Source organism: Falsirhodobacter xinxiangensis (assembly GCF_004959935.1).
In the GTDB taxonomy this organism is placed as follows: Bacteria; Pseudomonadota; Alphaproteobacteria; order Rhodobacterales; family Rhodobacteraceae; genus Falsirhodobacter; species Falsirhodobacter xinxiangensis.
In genome coordinates this window covers 1-1218 of sequence record NZ_SMYN01000062.1, presented here as the reverse complement: position 1 = coordinate 1218, position 1218 = coordinate 1, and the positions used below count along the sequence as shown (strand labels likewise).

Annotated in this window: 1 protein-coding gene; it reads right to left on the bottom strand. The window is 59.4% G+C overall.

Going from position 1 to position 1218, the window contains the following annotated elements:
• Positions 1–34 precede the first annotated feature (34 nt).
• Positions 35–1161, bottom strand: a protein-coding gene (locus E2K76_RS20130) for an IS3 family transposase (RefSeq protein ID WP_136686210.1) whose coding sequence is annotated in 2 segments (ribosomal slippage) — positions 35–897 and positions 897–1161 — 1128 coding nt in all. Because the reading frame shifts where the segments join, the coding sequence is not laid out codon by codon here.
• Positions 1162–1218: the final 57 nt, after the last annotated feature.

Here is a 1218-nt window from a genome sequence, read left to right as displayed (position 1 = left end):
TGATCAGCCCCACCCGAGTGGTCCAGGTTAAAAGTTAGTGCATGACGGGCCTTTGGTCCATCGGGACGATGGTTTCCGGGGCTGGTGGGCGGTAGCCCAATGCGCTGTGTGGCCGTTTCGTGTTGTAATGCTTCCTCCATTGCTCAATCAGGATCTGGGCTTCACGGAGGCTGTAGAAGACCTCTCCGTTCAGCATTTCATCGCGAAAGCGGGCATTGAAGCTCTCGCAGTAGCCATTCTCCCAGGGCGATCCGGGCTCGATGTAGGCCGTTTTTGCGCCGACGGCGCTGATCCAGTCCCGAACAGCGAGGGCTATGAACTCCGGGCCATTGTCGGAACGAATGAAGGCTGGCACGCCGCGCAAGATGAACAGGTCGGTCAACGCGTCGATCACATCTGTTGAGTTCAACTTGCGCCGCACCCTGATCGTCAGGCATTCGCGGCTGAATTCATCAAGGATGTTCAGCGTTCGAAACACCTTGCCGTCATCGGTGCGGCAGTGAACGAAGTCATAGGACCAGACATGATCCCGGTATTGCGGTCGCAACCGGACGCAGGATCCGTCATTCAGCCAAAGTCGTCCTTTCTTCGGTTGTTTTATCGGCACCTTCAGCCCCTCCCGCCGCCATAGTCGCTCGACACGCTTGTCGTTCACCTGCCATCCGGCCTCCCGCAACAGAGCCCCAATCCGGCGATAGCCGTAGCGTCCATATTGCCGGGCCAACTCGGTCATGTCGGCGACCAAGCGATCTTCGTCCGCCCGCCCTCGTGGCACCCTGCGCTGTGTTGAGCGGTGTTGGCGCAGCACCTGGCAAGCGCGACGCTCGGAAACGCCCAGCTCACCCCGGACATGGTCAATGCAGGCCCGGCGGCGAGCAGGGCTCAGAAGTTTCCCCGAGCAGCCTCCATCAGGATCAGCTTGTCCAGCGTCAGATCCGAAACGGCGCGCCGGAGCCGGTCATTCTCCTGCTGAAGGCGCTTCAGTTCCTTCAACTGATCCACGCCCATCCCGCCGTATTGCTTGCGCCAGCGGTAATACGTCTGTTCGACAACGCCGATACGCCGGATCGCGTCCAGACGGGACAGACCTTGCCCCATCAGAACCTCAACCTGACGTAACTTCGAGACAATCTCTTCCGCCTTCGGTCGCTTGTTTGCCATTCTCGATCCTCCGTTTCCTAAACATAACGGCGGACCACTTCAGTGGGGGAGGATCAG